Genomic DNA, 13,999 nt, shown 5'->3' with positions numbered 1-13,999 from the left:
CAGAGTCCTTCAACTTCTTGAATCCGCCCTCAGTAACCCGTCATTTCCAGATATCCAACCCCCTGGTGGCTGCCGGAAAAACGGATCGGTCCTTCCCAATAGGCGAAGCGCGTTGCCATCCAGCATTCAGGGTTCACCGACGTGCATGAAATCGCAAGCGACAGCGGCGCGATCGCGATGTCCCATGTAGTCGGAATCCGCCGTCCGGCAATTTCGGTGAAAACCTTCGGCGTCATGGCGATCTCAAAAGGTCCGAGCCGTCGTTCCCTGCCGTCGGGCGAGAACCATTTCCCGGAAATGAAAGGATGATTGTCTGTTGCGCGCAGCCGAAACAGCATCAGCTTGTCGCCGCTATCGAAATGCAGCGACAGCCAGTCCCATCCGGTCTGGTTGGAGGCGAGCGGCTGGCTGCTCCATTCGCGATCCATCCAGGCAAGGCCAGTGACCTCGACCGGCGTGTCATCGATCGTGATGCGGCCGCGCGCCCTGAAATAAGGCTGGCTGTAGTAATAGGACGCCTGTCCCTGTTCTGATTTCACGCTGTAGCCGGCGTCGCCTTGCAGGACCAGCGGGTGGTCGGCCTGAAGCTGAAGGGTGTAGGCGAAGTCGCTGCCGGCTGCATTCAGTTGGAGCGGCGAAAGCGTGTCGCTGTTCATCCCCGCGCCTCCGCGCATTTGCCAGGAGTCGATCCAGGCATCGAAGGGCGAGGCTTGCGCACCCGCTTGTCCGACGCCGCCGCGCGCGAAGGTCTCGCTAAAGCGATGTGTGTCGGCGCGGGTGACGGCGGCGTGCCCCATCCATATCTGCTGATTGGCCCAGCCTTCCGCTTGCGGGCCGGGAGCCATCGCTTGGCGAAACAACGTCCATTGCGCGCCGTAGGCCGATCCGGTTGCGTCAGCCAGGTTGGCGGTGACGTACCACCATTCGATGCGAAAGTCCGGATGCGGGCCGTGATCGGCGGGAAAGACAAGCTGCCTGCCGGGCACTACAGGGGCGAACCCGCGGCCAGCCATTCCGAGTCCGGCAAAGCCTTGCGCCCGCGCAGCCTTTCCCGCCAGTGTCATCAGTAACGCGCCGCCGGCAAAGGTCCGGCGGGAGATCAATGAGCTAGCGCTCATCGGCGAAAACCTTGATCAATGCGGTAGGTTGCAAGCGCGCCAGCCTGAGAACCGGAATGGCCGCTGCCACGAGCGAAGCCACCATGGCAACGGCGAGAAGTTCGGCCAACTGCAGCGGGAACACGTGGAACGGCAGCTGCCAGCCAAACGCCTTCACATTCACGATCGCGATCAGGCACCAGGCGACGAGAAGGCCGAGAGGCAGCGCGAGCAGGGCGGTGAGCAGCGCCACCGACATCGTCTTGAGCAGCTCGATGGCTGCCAATTTCCGTCGCGTGATCCCGATCGCCCACAGCGGCGCGAGCTGCGGCAGCCGCGAATTGCCGAGTGTGAGCAGGCTCGTCAACAATGCAATGCCGGCAACGGCGAGCGTGAAGGCATTCAACGCCGCAGTCACCGAGAATGTCCGGTTGAAGATGCGTTTCGATTCGGCTTTCAAGGTCGCCTGATCGATCAGACTGTGGTCGTCGAGACCGAACTTCTCCCGCAAGTCCGACATCAATCTGGGGACGGCAGCCTGATTGGCCCGAAGGCCGATCCGGGTGCGCGGGATGTCGGGGAAATGACCGGCCAGCGCGTCAAAATTCACCGCAATCTGGGCTTTTGGATTGCCGTAGTCGGCGTAGATGCCGACGATGCGGATCGTCCAGCCGCCATGCGGCGTCGGCACCTCGATAACGTCGCCGAGGGACAGCCTTGAGCGCCGCGCCAGTTGCTCGCTGGCGAAGGCCGCCTCGCCTTTCTGCAACCGCGTCCAGGCATCGTCTGCCGATTGCAGCAGCGGCCAGCGGTCGCGGTACGTGGCGTTGTCGGGAAGACCGAAAATTTCCAAAGGCGCACCGGCGAACTGGGTTTCTGCCCGGCCGCCCGGCAGGATGGCGATGACATCGCGCCGCTCGCGCAACCATGCGGTAATGGCCTTGGCCTGCGCATCGTCAGCGGCATTGATGTAGATGTCGGCAGCGAGCCGCGCATCCAGCCAGTTCACAAAGGTTCGACTGAAGCTTTCGACCATCGTGCCGACGCCGACATTGACCGAAAGCGCGAGCAACAGGGCCATCAAGGCCAAGGACAAGCCTGAAAGTTGCTGGCGGCTGTCGGCCCAGAACCACGCGGCGAGCGCGCCGCGCGCCTGGTACTCGCCGGCCGCCAGCACCAGTTCCAACAGCAGGGGTAACGCCAGCGCCGCACCTAGCAGTATGGCTGCGAGCACGGCGAAGCCGGCGAGCAGGGAGTCGCCGAACCAGAGAAAGCCGAAGGCCGTGGCGAACACGGCGAGCGCGGCAATCCCCTGAAGCATGACCCACCGGCGCTGCTCTTGACGCCAGGCCTGCGGCTGGGCCGAGGCGAGCACCGAGAGGCGGCCCGCCTTCAACAGGCTCGCGGTTGCCGCCAGCAATGCACCGAGTACGCTGATGAGGAGTCCGGCAAGCCACCATTGCGGGCTGAGGGACAGTTGCCCCGGAATTTGCGCGCCATAAAGCCCGCGCAGGGATGCAGCGACATCCGGGAGCAGCGCGGCTGCGATCAGATAGCCGACAGCCATGCCCACAAGCCCGGCGATCAGCGCGAAAAACACCAGTTCGAGCAGCAAGACCGTATTGAGCTGGCGAGACGACACGCCGCAGGCACGCAATGTTCGTAGTATCGGCAGCCGCTGTTCGAACGCCAGTCCGATCGCCGAGTTGACGATGAACAGGCCGACAAAAAACGACAGCAGGCCGAACGCGGTGAGGTTCAAGTGGAAACTGTCCGTAAGCCGCTCGAGATCGGTCTCGGCGGTTGGCTTGACGAGGCGAAGCCTGTCGCCGACGACCTTGTCGAGCGAAGCACGCGGACCCTTGCTCTTGCCGACCAGAAGTCGGGAAACCTGATTTGGCATTTTCAACAGCCGCTGGGCGACGCCGATATCGACCACCATCACTCCGGGCGCCAGCTGTGCCGCAAGGCGCAGTGGCGGCAGTTTCATGTCATTGCTTGCTTCCAGAGAAGCACCTTCGCTTGCGCCGAGCTCGGCCATCGTCTCGGGCGCGAGCCGCGTCTGTCCGGGAGGCAGGACGAAGCCCTGCAGCTCTCCGCCGATGGGGGGCCTATCGCCGGCTTCCGTCGGCAGCGTCACGGGGTCGATGCCGAGCAGGCGGAATGAACGGCCATCGACCTGGATTCGGCCTTCCAGAACCGGCGATACCGGCCAGCCGGCGCGGCGAAGCGCAACAAAAAGCTGCTGGGGAAACGTGCCTCCGTTGGTCGAGACCAATGTCGCGGTGCGGACACCGCCAAATGCAGCCGCGGCGCGGTCATAGCTTGCTCGCGCCTGCTGGTTCAGAGCCTGCACGCCGCTCCACAGCGCGACCGCCGAGACGAGACCGATCGCCAGCGTTGCGAACTGCATCGGATGCCGCCGCCAATGGCTGAACAGGACGGCGAGAACCCACAGCGTCCTCGTCACGCGATCAATCCCGCGGTGAGATTGACGTGACGGTCCAGCATCGCGGCCAGACGATTGGAATGGGTTACCATCAGAAGTCCACAGCCGGTCTGCGCGACGAGGTCGCGGGTCAGCGCCATCACCCCGTCTGCTGTCGTCTCGTCGAGGTTGCCGGTGGGCTCGTCGGCGAGCAGGAGCAGCGGTTTGACGGCCAGCGCCCGGCCGATGGCCACCCGCTGCTGCTGGCCGCCGGACAGTTGCTCGGGATAGCGGTCGAGAAGAGGGGTGAGCCCCAGGCGCTGAGCCAGCTCGGCCTGCCAGGCGACATCGTGGCGTCCGGCAATGCGGGACTGGAAAGCCAGATTATCCCGGACATTGAGGCTGGGGATCAGGTTGAATTGCTGAAACACGAGGCCGAGCCGATCGCGGCGTAATGCCGCAAGTCCGGCTTCGCTCAGGCCTGCAGTCGATGTTCCGGCAAAATCGATTTCGCCGCCATCGGCCCGGTCGAGCCCGGCGATCAGGTGCAACAGCGTGCTCTTGCCGCTGCCGGATTCCCCCGTCAGTGCGACGCGCTCGCCGGCTGCAACGATGAGGTTGACCCCGCGAAGCACGGACACCCGTTCACCCGCCGCCGAATAGGCTTTGGTGAGATTGCGAACGCTCAGCATGATCTCTTTATCCCGCGCCATGCGAGCGATGCACCTTGCTATCTTCTGTCGATGGCCATGCAGCATAGCCATAGACCTAACCCAACTCACGCCCTGCAGTGGTAACGATTAGCGGGATCGTGATGGGGGCCATCATTTGTTGACCGTCGAAAAGAGGCGTCTTCGCCGCTCCGGCCGGTTGCTATTTCCGCTTTGCCTTGCATAGCATCACCTCATAGCCGGTCGAACCGCAAAAGATCGCCACGAAGGAACATCATGAATGCCCCGCCCGCCCCCAAGGGGGCCTGGAGAGTCGCGTTTCTCCTGTTTCTTTTCATGCTGGTGAACTTTGCCGACAAGATCGTGGTCGGTCTGGCCGGCGTTCCGATCATGGCCGACCTCAAGCTTGAACCGGAGCAGTTCGGATTAATCGGGTCGGCCTTCTTTTTCCTCTATCCGGTGTCCGCAATTGCCGTCGGCTTCCTCGCCAACCGCGTTGCGACCCGCTGGGTGTTGCTGGCGCTGGCGCTGATCTGGGCGCTGGCTCAGTTGCCGATGGTCGGCGACGCCGGTTTCACGATGCTTTTGGTCTGTCGCATCATTCTCGGCGCCGGCGAGGGGCCGGCCGGAGCGGTCGCAGCGCACGCGATCTACAAGTGGTTTCCCAACGAGAAGCGGACCTTGCCGACGGCTGTGTTGTCGCAGGGCTCGGCCTTCGGGGTCATTCTGGCGGTCCCCGCGCTGAACTGGCTCATCGTCCATTACAGCTGGCATTATGCGTTCGGCGCGCTCGGCATCGCCGGGCTGGTCTGGGTCGTGATTTGGCTGATGCTGGGGAAGGAGGGACCGCTCGTTCTCGACTCGGCGACACCTGAGGATATCCGCATTCCATATCTTCGGCTTCTCACCTCGCGCACCTTCGTCGGCTGCTGCACCGCCAGCTTCGGCGCCTACTGGGCGCTCTCCCTCGGTCTCACCTGGTTCACGCCATTCGTCGTAAAGGGACTCGGCGTTTCCCAAAATGAAGCTGGCGCGATCTCGATATTGCCCTGGATATTTGGTGCCGTTGTCGTCCTGCTGACGGGCTGGATCTCGCAACTGATGATGGCGCGCGGCATTTCAACGCGGCTTGCGCGCGGGGTTCTGGGAGCGGTTCCACTAATCGTGGGCGGGTTCGTCATGGGCCTCGTTCCGTATGCCGAGGGCGCGGGACTCCGGATCGCTCTTCTGGTCGCGGGCTCGGGACTTAGCGGCGCGATTTATGTGGTGTGCGGCCCCATGATTAGCGAATTCACACCCGTTTCGCAGCGTGGCGCTGCGATTTCGATCTATGGGGCGATCTATACGCTGGCCGGAATTCTGGCGCCGTTGGTAATGGGCAGCTTGATTCAGCATGCCTCGGGCCAGACCGAGGGTTACATGAGCGGATTTACGGTCAACGCGGTCATCCTCGTCGTGTCGGGCCTGCTCGGCCTGTTGCTGCTCTGGCCCGATAGCGAACGCGCACGATTGCGCGGTGCTGCGCGCCAACCGAAGTTCGCTTGACGGCGTATTCGCCGCGTCAGGCGGCAGCCGCCTTGCTTTGGGGGCTGCGCTCGGTGGCGAGCGCGAGCAGGACGGTCAGCACCATGAACACGACTGAACCGCCGAACACCCAGTGGGGCATGTTGCGGTCCATGACCCAGCCGAACAGCAGCGGGCTGACGATGCCGCCGATATTGAAGCCGGTGGACACGATACCGAAGGCGCGCCCCGCCGCTCCCGCTGGCGCGGCATCGCGGACCATCATGTCGCGCGAGGGCGCAATCACGCCGGAGAGGAATCCAGCCAGTCCCATCGCGCCGGTCAACAGCAGCTGCGGCAAGCCGATCGCAGCGACCACGAGCAGGATCGCGGCATTCACTGCAAAGCAGGCGGCTGCCACCTGCCCATGACGCTCGGTGTGGTCGGCGAGCAATCCGCCGGCCAGAACGCCGACAGCGCTGGCGCCGAGATAGGCCGTCAGCGCCAGGTTGGCCCCGGATAACGTCGCTCCGTAGCCGCTCATCAGTGCCACCACACCGAAATTGCTGATGCCTGCGTTGGACAGGCTGAGCAGCAGGAAGAAGATCGTCAGCATGGCCAGCGCCGGCGTGATCACGCTCTGCTTCGGCGCATCGACATCGCAGGTGCTTTTTTTGGCGGCGCTGGCGTCGGGAATGCCGACTAGCGCGATGAGAAGTGCCACCAGCGGGCCGACTGCGCCGGCCGCGATCAGCGCGCCGTGGCCGCCGGTCGTCGCCAGCAGCCCCGCGATCACGGCGGGCGCCACCGCACCGCCAAGGAACCCAGCGAAAGTGTGAATCGAAAACGCGCGGCCCATGCGCGCTTCGTTCATATGATCTGAAAGGATCGCATAATTGGCTGGGTGATAGACGCTGTTCGCCAGCCCAAGCAGCGCCGCGCAGCCAATGAGCCAGGAATAGCTGAGGTGCAGCCCGAGCGCGATCAGCGCGCCGCCGCCGAGACAAAGACCCATCAACAGGATCTTGCGCGCGCCGAGATGGTCGGCGAGATAGCCGATCGGCGCCTGCGTGATGCCGGAACTTGCGGCAAAGACGGTCAGCGCCAGGCCGAGCTCGACATAGCCCACATTGAGCTGCTGCTTCAAAAAGGGAAACAGCATCGGCAATGCGAAAATATGAAAATGGCTCACCCAGTGCGCGACCGAGATCAGGCCAAGCGTCCGGAGCTGGTCGTCCTTCTCGTCTTGCCTGGATACAGTTCGGGGCGCGGCCACAACATCGGCCATCTCGGGGTCCTAAGCTTTCGACGCGGAAACATATTCCGTCCCGCGGTGGCTGGTGAATGTCAAATCCACCTCAATCGCCGTTACTTGTCCATGAATGTGCCTGCATGGCAGCCTTTTTGGGCCGCCCTGGGCTGCAATGTGACCGGCTTGTACCGACCTGATCAGCCGGTTTGCACCGGCCCGCCGGCCTTCTTCCAGGCGTCGATGCCGCCGGCAATGTGGGCGGCATTGGCAAGCCCCGCTTCCTTGGCGGCCTTGACCGCCATCGCCGAGCGCTCGCCATAGGCGCAGAAGAACACGATGCGCCGCCCGGTCGCGGTGGCGACCTCGCGCAGCATTCCGCCGGGTTTGAGGTTGTCGTCGATCGAAGGATAGGGTGCATGCAGCGCACCGGGCAGTGTGCCGTGCTTGGCCCGCTCGCTCGCCTCGCGCAAATCAACCAGGAGAATATCGGGTCGGCCGAGGCTCCTGATCGCATCGATCGCGCTGAACGCCAGTCCCTGCCTGGTCAGCTCCTCCTGGTGCAGGCCAACCCGCATGTTGGCTGGCACCGCGACATCCATCATCTTCGGATTGGGCAGTTTCAGATTGTTCATCAGTTCAACATATTCGTCGACCGAGCGCACCTGCAGCCGCGGATTGTAACGCCTCTCTTCGCCGATGGTGGAGACGGTATCGCCTTTGTAGTCATGGGCGGGAAACACCATGGTTTCGTCGGGCAGCTTCAAGAGGCGATTGAAGATCGAGTCGTATTGCGCCCGCGCGCTGCCGTTCTGGAAATCGGTGCGGCCGGTGCCGCGAATCAATAGCGTATCGCCTGTGAAGACGCGGTCGCTCATCAAAAAGCTGTAGGAATCGTCGGTATGGCCGGGCGTGTACATCACGTCCAAGGTGATGCCCTCGATCGTCACCTTGTCGCCGTCCGACACTCGCATCGACACGACATCGGCCTTGGTCTGCTCGCCCATGATGGTAATGCAATAGGTGCGGTCGCGCAGCTCGCCCAGCCCGGTCACGTGATCGGCATGCAGATGGGTATCGACGGCCTTCACCAGTTTGAGATCGAGCTCGCGCAACAGCTGACAATACCGATCGACCCGCTCCAGCACGGGATCGAGTATCATGGCCTCGCCGCCAGCACGGCTCGCCAGGAGATAGCTGTAGGTGCCGGAGACGCTGTCGAACAATTGACGGAAGATCATGGCAAACTAGAGCTCCGATTCCGAAGTTCGCATGATATCGCGGCGACCTCTGATGCGAACTTCGGAATCAAAGGAGCTCTGGCAACTTATGATTTCCAGCGCGGCATTGAATTCGAAGTTCCTATGATGACCTTGCAGCGGCAGCCGATAGGAACTTCAAATTCGCCGCACAACACTCGTGCGACCGGATCTGATGGTATCACGCCGGAAAACGATGCGCAGCGCCTACCGTTCCGAAATTCCGCAATCGCCGGTTACGCTCTCAGCGCAGGACAGGCGGCCGCGACCGGTGCCTTGGCGTTCCCGAGTGCTTGGCAAAAACATCATAGTCGTTCAAAGCATAAACGCTGGCGCCTGACAACGCAGCGAAGGGTAATCCGAGGGGACGAGATGGCCGAATATGTTGTTGAGTTTGGCAAGGATGGCGGCCGCCGCGAGACCGATGGGCGGCTCGATGCGCCGGCCTTTCACCGCAACCATCAGGCCATTGCCGGCGTGCTGGCGCAACATCTCGCCGGAAGAACCGGCGCTGCGCTCGAGGTCGGCTCCGGCACCGGCCAGCACGTGGTTGAGTTTGCCCGCCGATTTCCTGAGATCACCTGGTGGCCGAGCGATCTCAACGACGCTCACCTGAAAAGCATCGAAGCGTGGCGCCGGCATGCCGGCTTGCCGAATATCCGGCCGCCGCGGCGAATCGACGTGTCTGATGCAGCCTGGGGCGATGTGATCGAGGGCGAGAGTGGCCCCGACCGATTGTGCGCCGTGTTCTGCGCCAACGTCATTCACATTGCGCCGTGGCGAGTGGCCGAAGGACTCGTAGCCGGCGCGGGACGGGCTCTGGGCAACGGTGGAATGCTTTTTCTCTACGGTCCGTTCAAGCGCGGAGGCCGGCATATCGCAGCCAGCAACGAAGCGTTCGATGGCAATCTGCGCCGCGGCAATCCCGACTGGGGCGTGCGTGATATCGAAGCCGTCGAGGCACTGGCGAACCGCGCCGGTCTTTCGCTGGCCGAAATGGCCGACATGCCGGCGAATAATCTCACGCTGGTGTTCCGTCGAAACCAGGACTTGGCACGCGATTCGGCGCTCGTACCGCCGATCTGAAGTCCCTGCGTCCGTTTGCATCGCTTGATCACGCTGATCGGAACTCCCATAGTGCGGGCGAATCGAAGGACGAATGCGTTCTCTCGTCCCGTTTCTTCAGGCTAGAAGCCGCCCATGATCGATGTGACCGCAACCGCATCTGAAGCGGAGAATAACCGCGTCCGCGCCAACGTGATGCGTCTGGCTGCGGCGCAGGCGCTGACGGGCGCAAATTCCGCGGTGATCTTTGCGACCGGCTCGATCGTCGGCGCGATGCTGGCGCCCGATGTCTCGCTCGCCACCGTGCCGCTCTCGATGTATGTCGCGGGGCTTGCGGCAGGCACCTTGCCGACCGGCATGCTTTCGCGCGCTTACGGGCGTCGCGCCGCCTTCATTGCCGGGACGGCCTTCGGCACCTGCACCGGTTTGCTCGCAGCGCTGGCGATCCTGCGCGGCTCGTTCCTCCTGTTCTGCTGCGCAACCTTTCTCGGCGGGCTCTATGGGGCGGTATCGCAATCCTATCGTTTTGCGGCTGCGGACGGCGCCAGCGCGGCGTTTCGGCCCAAGGCCGTATCGTGGGTGATGGCGGGCGGCGTTTTCGCCGGCGTGCTCGGCCCGCAGCTTGTGCAATGGACGATGGACATCTGGTCGCCTTACCTGTTCGGCTTCAGCTTCCTCGTGCAGGCCGCTGTGGCGCTGGTGGCGATGGGGATTCTGGCTGGCGTCGATATGCCGAAACCCGCCCCGGTCGACTTGCATCGGGGACGTCCGTTGCTTGAGATCGCGCGGCAGCCGCGCTTCATTGCCGCGGCGCTCTGCGGCGTCATTGCTTATCCGACCATGAATTTCGTCATGACGTCGGCTCCGCTCGCCATGAAGATGTGCGGCTTGAGTTTAAGCGATTCCAATTTCGGCATTCAGTGGCACATCGTGGCGATGTATGGGCCGAGCTTCTTTACCGGAGCGTTGATCGGACGGTTCGGTGCGCCGATCGTGGTCGCCACGGGGCTTCTATTGGAAGCGGGTGCTGCGATCGTCGGTCTCTCCGGCATTACGGCGATGCACTTCTGGGCGACGCTGATCGTGCTCGGTACGGGCTGGAATTTCGGTTTTGTCGGCGCGTCCGCGCTGGTCCTGGAGACGCACCGGCCGGAGGAGCGCAACAAGGTGCAGGCCTTCAACGACTTTCTGGTGTTCGGCATGATGGCGATCGGATCGTTCTCCTCTGGCCAGGTGCTGGCCGACTACGGCTGGGCCGCGGTCAATTGGGTGGTCTTCCCGCCGGTGATCCTGGGCGTCGCGGTGCTGGCGATGGTTTCCCGCATGAAGCGACAGGCGTCCTTGTCATGAGCCGGCTCACGTCCCGCCGGACTGGATAATCCCGTTACGGCGATCAGACTTCGCGTGCCCGCAGCAGATCCTCGACGTCGAGCCGGCGCGTGAACATTGCGAGCGAACCGTCGGCGTTGCGTGGCCATGCGGATTGCGGCCGGTCGTGATAAAGCTCGACGCCGTTTTCGTCGGGATCGCGCAGGTAAAGCGCTTCGCTGACGCCGTGGTCGCTGGCGCCGTCAAGCGGAATGCCGGCGCTGATCACGCGATGCAGGGCATCTGCCAATGCCGCGCGCGTCGGATAGAGGATGGCGGTGTGAAACAACCCGGTAGTTCCGGAGGCAGGCGGATGGCCACCTTTGCTTTCCCAGGTGTTCAGCCCGATGTGGTGGTGATAGCCCCCCGCCGAGATGAACGCTGCCTCGCTGCCGTAGCGCTGCATCAGCTCGAACCCGAGCACGCCGCAATAGAAGCCCAGTGCGCGCTCGAGATCGGCGACTTTAAGGTGAACGTGACCGATCCGGGTACCGGCGACGATCGGCGGATTTTGCGGCATTTCTCACTCCGTTCGTTCCGTGGATGCCGCGTAGCGCTCTTGCGATGCTGATCCGCGGTCAACGATTATGGAGATGGGCCCCGATCAGCAATGAACCGCTGCGCATGCATTGCATCGTGGACAGGTAGGTTGTTGCTGCGGCTCACGCAAGCTCCGACACCTGACCGTCGGGCAGGCCGAATTCGAATGTGTTCAGCGTCATCGAGACCATAGTATAGTAGCCACAGAGCCCGATGACTTCGACGACGCCGCGCAAGGAGAGCACCTCGACGGCCTCGTCATACAGCGCCTGGGTTAGCCCATGGCCCTCGTGCAGCGACCTGGCGACGTCATAGATCATCTTCGCCCTGGGATCGTCGAAGACAGGGGTGCGTCGATCGCGAATGTCGTCGGCGATCTTTGGGTCCATGCCGCCCTGAAGCGCGAGGCGCTTGTGGGCGAACCACTCGTAATGTGAAGTCCAGTGCCGCGCGGTGACGAGGATCGCGATCTCGGACAATTTCGCCGGAAATATCGTGTCGAAACGCAACACCTCGCCGAGCCGCGTGGCATGGCGGGCCATTTCCGGGCTGTTCAGCCAGGCCATCATCGGCGCCGGTGGCCGGCCGCGTTTTCCCGCGACCGCCTCGTCATAGGTCTGCTTCTGGTCGGCGCTCATTTGTTCGGGTGAGAGCAGTTTTATCCGCATGGTCGTTTCCTTGTTGTTATTGGTTGCTGCCTTTGGTGAGGAGCCGCGTCTTCGCGGCGTCTCGAACCATGAGACCCGGTTTCATGGCCCATTCTTCGAGACGCGCTAAATCGCGCTCCTCAGAAGGAGGGAGAGAAGGCGTCTTCCCTTACCGGATCGGCGGGGCGTATTGGATGCCGCCGGCGTTCCAGAGCTGGTTGAGCCCGCGCGGAATCTTCAAGGGGGATTCTGCGCCGATGTTGCGATCGTAGACTTCGCCGTAGTTGCCGACATGGCGGATGATGCGCGCGGCCCAATCCCTGGTCAGGCCAAGCTCCTCGCCGTAATTGCCTTCGGTGCCCACCAGCCGCATCACGTCCGGCTTCTTGGACTTGAGCGCCGCGTCGATGTTCTTGGAGGTCACGCCGAGTTCCTCGGCGTTGATCATCGCATACAAGGTCCATTTCACGATCAGCATCCAGTCGTCGTCGCGCTCCCGCACCACGGGCGCCAACGGTTCCTTCGAGATCACGTCGGGCAGGATGGTATGATCGCCCGGCTTGGCAAAATTCAGCCGTAGAGCGTAAAGCTGGGACACATCGGCAGTCAGCGTATCGCACTGTCCGGCTTCGTAGGCTTTGACGACGTCGTCCAGCCTGCTGAACTTCTTTTCCTCGTATTTCATGTTGTTGGCGCGGAAGTAGTCGGCGAGGTTGAGGATGGTGGTGGTGCCGTCCTGCACGCAGACCTTGCTGCCGTTGAGATCCAGCGCGGAGTCGATGTTGCGCGCGCGCGGCAGCATGAAACCCTGACCATCGTAATAGGCGACCGCTGGGAAATAGAGGTCATAGTCGGTCTCGCGCGACAGGCTCCAGGTCGAGTTGCGCGAAAGGATGTCCACTTTTCGATTTTGCAATTCCTTGAACCGCTCATTGGCGTCGAGCGGGATGAACTTCGCCTTGGCCGGATCATCGAAGATGGCTGCGGCGACCGCGCGGCAGAAATCGACGTCGAAGCCTGTCCAGTTGCCCTTGTCGTCTGGAATCGAGAAGCCCGGCAGCCCCTTGTTGACGCCGCACAGCACTTCGCCGCGTCGAACCGTGCGCTTCAGGGTCCGTGTGTCGTAGATTTCATAGGTGACTGCAACGGCCGCGACCGCAACGGCGACCGCGAGCCCGATCAACAGGCCGCCTCGGAATGTTCGCTTCATTGATTTCCCTCGCCCCGCCGGGAAGTTGGAATGGATTTTCAAAACTCGGTTTCTAAGTCACAGCTCCGGCTTTTGCCGCACCACGACCTTGGTGCCGACGGGCACGCGGTCGTAAAGGTCCATGACGTCGGAATTGACCAGCCGGAAGCAGCCGGAGGAGACCTTGGTGCCAATCGTGTCCGGCCGGTTGGTGCCGTGAATGCGGTACACCGTGGTGCCGAGATACATCGCCCGCGCACCAAGCGGATTGCCCGGGCCGCCGGCCATGAAGCGCGGCAGATACGGCTGGCGCTGGATCATTTCCGGTGGTGGCACCCAGTCCGGCCACTCCGCCTTGCGGGTGATGTTCAACAGTCCCTGCCACTGAAACCCGTCGCGGCCGACGCCGATGCCGTAGCGCAGCGCGCGGCCCCCCGGCTGGACCAGATAAAGATGCCGTTCGGCGGTCGAGATGATGATGGTGCCCGGCGGCTCGGTGGTGCGGTAATACACCATCTGCTTCTGCCACTCCGGATCGAGTTGATAAGTATCGTCGGCGATCAGGCCGGGCTGGTCGCCTTCGTCCGGCTGTTGCGCGAGGCTGACCGATGCCGAAAGCATCAGGCCTGCCGCCGCCATCGCCATGCAGATCAGATGACGCATTCGTGTCATAGTAAATCTCCTGCCCTCACTGGCGGCGCTAGCGGCGCGGCGCAGCCAGGTCCTGCCCGCCATCAAATCTCAGGGGCAGCGTGATGGCAAGCAGGGCGCGCTCCGAACCTGCAGGATCCCGGTTCGCCGCTTTTCAAGGATGGGATTTCGCAGGTTTCTTTTGAAGCCAGGGCGGCCCTGGGCCGTGAGGGCGGCCCTCAGCGTTAAATAAAACGGTTATTCGCAGCGACAGTAGCCGCACCATGCATGATGTGGCCCAAGACTTTCCGAAGCTCGTGAGGCCGGCGCTACGAGGGGCGCGAACCTCGGAA

Annotated in this window: 12 protein-coding genes; 3 read left to right on the top strand and 9 right to left on the bottom strand. The window is 62.8% G+C overall.

The features are described from left to right. Positions 1 to 29: 29 nt before the first annotated feature. The 3 genes from NEZ08_RS05520 to NEZ08_RS05510 are packed head-to-tail and all read right to left on the bottom strand — an operon-like array spanning position 30 to position 4,217. Positions 30 to 1,118 (bottom strand): lipocalin-like domain-containing protein, encoded by a 1,089-nt coding sequence (locus NEZ08_RS05520; protein WP_298104666.1) that lies wholly within the window; start codon positions 1,116 to 1,118, stop codon positions 30 to 32. Next, positions 1,108 to 3,567: an ABC transporter permease gene (locus NEZ08_RS05515; protein WP_298104663.1), complete on the bottom strand. Its 2,460-nt coding sequence runs from the start codon at positions 3,565 to 3,567 to the stop codon at positions 1,108 to 1,110. The genes NEZ08_RS05520 and NEZ08_RS05515 overlap by 11 nt, the downstream gene beginning before the upstream one ends. Then, complete coding sequence (locus tag NEZ08_RS05510) at positions 3,564 to 4,217, bottom strand: ABC transporter ATP-binding protein (RefSeq protein WP_298104660.1); 654 nt, start codon at positions 4,215 to 4,217, stop codon at positions 3,564 to 3,566. The genes NEZ08_RS05515 and NEZ08_RS05510 overlap by 4 nt, the downstream gene beginning before the upstream one ends. 255 nt (positions 4,218 to 4,472) lie before the next feature. Between NEZ08_RS05510 and NEZ08_RS05505 the strand changes: the two genes are divergently transcribed. Next, positions 4,473 to 5,741: an MFS transporter gene (locus NEZ08_RS05505; protein WP_298104659.1), complete on the top strand. Its 1,269-nt coding sequence runs from the start codon at positions 4,473 to 4,475 to the stop codon at positions 5,739 to 5,741. Positions 5,742 to 5,757: 16 nt separating this feature from the next. Here NEZ08_RS05505 and NEZ08_RS05500 read toward each other — a convergent pair whose 3' ends face one another. Both NEZ08_RS05500 and NEZ08_RS05495 read right to left on the bottom strand, forming a co-directional pair. Beyond that, positions 5,758 to 6,987, bottom strand: a complete 1,230-nt coding sequence (locus tag NEZ08_RS05500) for an MFS transporter (protein WP_298104656.1) — start codon at positions 6,985 to 6,987, stop codon at positions 5,758 to 5,760. A 161-nt stretch (positions 6,988 to 7,148) separates the two neighbouring features. Next, a complete protein-coding gene (locus NEZ08_RS05495) occupies positions 7,149 to 8,189 on the bottom strand; it encodes an MBL fold metallo-hydrolase (protein WP_298104653.1) in 1,041 nt (346 codons plus the stop codon). Positions 8,190 to 8,579: 390 nt separating this feature from the next. Here NEZ08_RS05495 and NEZ08_RS05490 point away from each other — a divergent pair, with 390 nt between their 5' ends. Next, positions 8,580 to 9,293, top strand: a complete 714-nt coding sequence (locus tag NEZ08_RS05490) for a DUF938 domain-containing protein (RefSeq protein WP_298104650.1) — start codon at positions 8,580 to 8,582, stop codon at positions 9,291 to 9,293. A 114-nt stretch (positions 9,294 to 9,407) separates the two neighbouring features. Then, complete coding sequence (locus tag NEZ08_RS05485; RefSeq protein WP_298104647.1) at positions 9,408 to 10,622, top strand: MFS transporter; 1,215 nt, start codon at positions 9,408 to 9,410, stop codon at positions 10,620 to 10,622. Positions 10,623 to 10,665: 43 nt separating this feature from the next. Here NEZ08_RS05485 and NEZ08_RS05480 read toward each other — a convergent pair whose 3' ends face one another. The 4 genes from NEZ08_RS05480 to NEZ08_RS05465 all read right to left on the bottom strand — a co-directional run bounded on the left by NEZ08_RS05480 (position 10,666) and on the right by NEZ08_RS05465 (position 13,688). Then, complete coding sequence (locus NEZ08_RS05480; protein ID WP_298104644.1) at positions 10,666 to 11,160, bottom strand: VOC family protein; 495 nt, start codon at positions 11,158 to 11,160, stop codon at positions 10,666 to 10,668. 142 nt (positions 11,161 to 11,302) lie between these two features. Beyond that, the gene (locus NEZ08_RS05475) at positions 11,303 to 11,848 is read right to left on the bottom strand and encodes a carboxymuconolactone decarboxylase family protein (RefSeq protein WP_298104642.1); all 546 of its coding nucleotides are present in this window, start codon (positions 11,846 to 11,848) and stop codon (positions 11,303 to 11,305) included. Positions 11,849 to 11,996: 148 nt separating this feature from the next. Next, a complete protein-coding gene (locus NEZ08_RS05470) occupies positions 11,997 to 13,037 on the bottom strand; it encodes an amino acid ABC transporter substrate-binding protein (protein ID WP_298104639.1) in 1,041 nt (346 codons plus the stop codon). Positions 13,038 to 13,094: 57 nt separating this feature from the next. Further along, positions 13,095 to 13,688 (bottom strand): L,D-transpeptidase, encoded by a 594-nt coding sequence (locus NEZ08_RS05465; protein WP_298104636.1) that lies wholly within the window; start codon positions 13,686 to 13,688, stop codon positions 13,095 to 13,097. Between the last annotated feature and the right edge of the window lie 311 nt (positions 13,689 to 13,999).

The sequence above is a fragment of the Bradyrhizobium sp. genome (assembly GCF_027451485.1).
In the GTDB taxonomy this organism is placed as follows: domain Bacteria; phylum Pseudomonadota; class Alphaproteobacteria; order Rhizobiales; family Xanthobacteraceae; genus Bradyrhizobium.
This window is presented reverse-complemented; position numbering and strand designations above follow the sequence as displayed.